3 protein-coding genes are annotated in these 2,916 nt (G+C 72.1%); all 3 read right to left on the reverse strand.

Annotation, left to right across the window (positions count from 1 at the left end):
* Positions 1–346: 346 nt before the first annotated feature.
* Genes KUM32_RS33765 through KUM32_RS33775 form a run of 3 tightly spaced genes read right to left on the reverse strand, consistent with a single transcriptional unit; the run spans position 347 to position 2,764 of the window.
* Positions 347–1,783: an MFS transporter gene (locus KUM32_RS33765; RefSeq protein ID WP_217145734.1), complete on the reverse strand. Its 1,437-nt coding sequence runs from the start codon at positions 1,781–1,783 to the stop codon at positions 347–349.
* A 4-nt stretch (positions 1,784–1,787) separates the two neighbouring features.
* A complete protein-coding gene (locus KUM32_RS33770) occupies positions 1,788–2,270 on the reverse strand; it encodes an NUDIX domain-containing protein (RefSeq protein WP_254406522.1) in 483 nt (160 codons plus the stop codon).
* Complete coding sequence (locus KUM32_RS33775; protein ID WP_217145735.1) at positions 2,267–2,764, reverse strand: nucleoside deaminase; 498 nt, start codon at positions 2,762–2,764, stop codon at positions 2,267–2,269. The genes KUM32_RS33770 and KUM32_RS33775 overlap by 4 nt, the downstream gene beginning before the upstream one ends.
* Positions 2,765–2,916 lie beyond the last annotated feature (152 nt).

A 2,916-nucleotide genomic window follows, 5' to 3' on the forward strand; every position in this document is an offset into this window, starting at 1 on the left:
ACCCGCCACCGAACACCGTCCACCAGCCGCCGACGACCCGGCGACCTGCGACTCACACCCGCCGCAGGAAGCAACGACTCCAACACAGACCACTGCTCATCAGAAAGATCCCCACGCCCCACAACGTGATCATCACAGCACGAGGCGTGGATCAGAATCCCGACCTAAAACACGGCCTAGCCAGCCCACGGAGGCGCGGGAAACGGGCGCCGCGCCGGCCACGGTGCCTTTCGCCCGGGAGCAGCCCAGCCCGCGCCCCAGTGTGCCGCCCCCCGTCGCCCATCCGGGTCGACAGGGGGAGTACGTCTGTGTGTTTCAGGGCCGCCCCCCTGGGAACCTGCGTCGATCACACACTCACTCGTGGGGCCTGCCGTCGGTGTTGGCCGGTCGTCGCCGGTGCCGTGCCGGGTGGGGTGCTCCGGTGGGCGTGATGCCGGGTGAGCGTGGCCAGGGCGGCGATGGTGATGCCGCAGCCGGTGATGATCCACCAGGCGGGGCGGCTCGCGTGGTCGAACGTGGCGGCGGTGCAGTCGGCGGCGGAGAGGGTGGCGCCGGTGACGGCGACGCCGAGGGCGCTGCCGATCTGGCGGCTGGTGGTGGTGATGGCGGAGGCGACGCCGGCCTGGGCGCGGGGCATGCCGGAGACGGCGGTGTGGGTGATGGGGGCGTTGACGAGCCCGAAGCCGATGCCGAAGAGGAGGTAGCAGGCCAGTAGGAACGGGATGTGTCGCTGGGCGCCGAGGAGGGCCAGGAGTCCGGCGAGGGTGGTGGCGGTGCCGGAGAGCATCAGGGGGAGGTGGGGGCCGCGGGTGGCGGTGAGGCGCCCGGCCAGGGGAGGGCAGGCGATGGTCATGGCGGCCATGGGCAGCAGGCAGAGGCCGGCCTGCCAGGCGGCCAGGCCGCGGGCGTCCTGGAGGTCGAGGGCGGTGAGGAAGAGGAAGCCGCTCAGGGCGGCGAAGGCGCACACCGCGCTGAGCGCGGACGCGGTGAACGAGGGCTGGCGGAAGAAGCGCAGTTCGATCAGCGGCTCGCGCTGGACGAGCTCGGCGGTGATCAGTGCGGGCAGTGCCACGGCGGCGGTGCCGGCGCAGAGCAGTACCTGTGGGGAGGTCCAGCCCGTGGCCGGGCCCTGGATGATCGCGCAGACCGTGGTGGCGAGCAGCACGACGACCAGCAGCTGGCCGACCGCGTCCACGCGGCGGGGCTGCGGGGCGCGGGACTCGGGCACCCGGCCGGTCAGGGCCAGCGCGAGGAGGCCGACGGGGAGGTTGATCAGGAAGATCCAGCGCCAGCCGGCGGTGTCGACCAGTAGTCCGCCGAGCAGGGGGCCGGCGGCCATGGTGATGCCCTGGACCGCGCTCCAGATGCCGATGGCGCGGGCGCGTTCGCGGCGGTCGGTGAAGACGTTGGTGATGATGGCCATGGCAACGGGGGTGAGCATGCAGCCGCCGACGGCCTGGAGGGCGCGGAAGGCGATCAGCCAGCCGAGGGTGGGGGCGAGGGAGCACAGCACGGAGGCGGTGGTGAACAGGGTGAGCCCGGCGCGGAAGACGCGGCGGCGGCCTATGCGGTCACCGGCCGAGCCGGCGAGCAGCAGCAGGGAGGAGAGGACGACGAGGTAGGCGTCGACGGTCCACTGCAGTCCGGCGGTGGAGGCGCCGAAGTCGTGACGGATGGCCGGCAGCGCGGTGTTCAGGGCCGTGTTGTCGAGGCTGACGAGGAACAGGGCTGAGCAGCACACGGCAAGGACCAGCAGCCGCTGCCTCGGGGACAGCTCGGACACGACATCACCTTCGGGAGGAACGGGTGCGGGACAGGTTTGTGAGAGCGAACGGGTGCACCAGCCCCGGGACCGGAAGGTGTGGGGCCGGTGCGCCGTCGGGGTTCACCAGCGCAGGAGCCGGCCGTTCTCTGCGAGGCGTTCGAGCACTTCGCGGATGGTGGCACTCGCCGTGGGCGAGGTAGGCGATCTCCCCGCATGGGGTGGGTGTGCTGGTGTGGTCGGCGGTGAAGCAGGGCGTGCGGACCAGGGTGCCGGCGGGCTTGCCGCCGGCCGGGGCCTCGGTGATCAGCAGGCGTACGACGGTTGCAAGGGCCAGGGCGACGCCGAGTTCTTCCCGGATCTCGCGGGCGAGGGCCGGGGGGTGCGTTTCGCCGGGTTCGGGTGTGCCGCCGGGCAGGTAGAACCGGTCGCGGCCGTGGGTGCGGGCGGTCAGGAGGCGGCCTTCGTCCAGGTGGACCCAGGCCGCCTTCTCGACCACCTGGGTCATGCGGTGGGGGCGCCCGCGACGCGGCGCTCGCCGCCGTTGCGCTCCTGCCAGAGGCGGTACACCTCGACGGCGTCCTCGCGCTCCTCGTAGCGCATCGGCATCCGTCGGTCCTGCCAGGGCTTGGCGATCTCGTCGTAGAAGGTGCCGAGTTCGAAGTACTTGCGGTCGTCGACGTAGTGGGGCTCGTAGGCGTCGCGGGTGGTGAGGAAGACGACCTCGTCCGGCGAGCAGTAGTACAGCGAGCCCAGGCACATCGGGCAGGGGTGGGCGAGGACGTAGATCGTGGTGCCGGTCAGGTGCTCGGTGCCCAGCTTGGTGCAGGCGTCGCGGATGGCGAGGATCTCCGCGTGGGCGGTGGGGTCGCTGGTCTGGGCGACCCTGTTGGGGCTCTCGGCGAGGATCTCGCCGTCCTTGACGATGACGGTCGCGAACGGGCGGCCGCCCTCGGCGACGTTCTGACGGGCGATGTCGATGGTGCGCTGGACGAAGTCCATGAAAGATCCTCCAAGGACGGAAGGGGGGCGAGGCCGCCGACGGGTGGCTTCGCGGGGTTCGGGGGACGGGGCGGGGTGGGGCGGGCCGGAAGGCTGTTGTTCCGGCCCGCCCCGTTGCCGCCCGTGTGCGACGCTGTGCCGGCGCCGGTCAG

It is taken from the genome of Streptomyces sp. AC627_RSS907 (assembly GCF_019049165.1).

Bases quoted from the DNA above. Each gene is read 5' to 3' on its own strand.
- KUM32_RS33775 (WP_217145735.1), bottom strand. From the start codon at position 2,764: ATGGACTTCGTCCAGCGCACCATCGACATCGCCCGTCAGAACGTCGCC.
- KUM32_RS33770 (WP_254406522.1), bottom strand. From the start codon at position 2,270: ATGACCCAGGTGGTCGAGAAGGCGGCCTGGGTCCACCTGGACGAAGGC.